The sequence below is a fragment of the Paenibacillus sp. 32O-W genome (genome assembly GCF_007679495.1).
Classification (GTDB): domain Bacteria; phylum Bacillota; class Bacilli; order Paenibacillales; family NBRC-103111; genus Paenibacillus_L; species Paenibacillus_L residui.
The window spans coordinates 1-341 of sequence record NZ_VEGP01000193.1; the positions used below are offsets into that span (position 1 = coordinate 1).

Below are 341 nucleotides of genomic sequence, written 5' to 3' on the forward strand. Positions count from 1 at the left end.
ACAAGTGCGAGAAGATCGGCGCGAAATTTGTTCAAGCCGCCAAATGGTTCCCTTCATCGAAAATGTGCTCATGTTGTAGTCAGATCAAGCCGGACCTGAAACTGTCTGATCGTACCTATGAATGTACTTGCGGACATGTGATCGACCGCGACTTGAACGCGGCGATCAACCTATCTAAATTGGCGGTCTGACACGTATCTTGTCATCGCCAATATGTAGGATTCGTTGCATCCGAATTTACGCCTGTGGAGTGTCATACCAAATGCGAGTAGTTCCGGCAAAAGCGGACACGGCGAAACAGGAAGCAAACAAGGATTTATAGACTTTTATAAGTTCTTGGC

The 341-nt window shown here is 46.9% G+C and carries 1 protein-coding gene; it reads left to right on the forward strand.

The window, feature by feature from the left end; genetic code table 11:
• The coding region (locus tag FS806_RS25400) for a zinc ribbon domain-containing protein (protein WP_144942144.1) at positions 1 to 191 on the forward strand (191 nt) is incomplete at its 5' end.
• Positions 192 to 341: the final 150 nt, after the last annotated feature.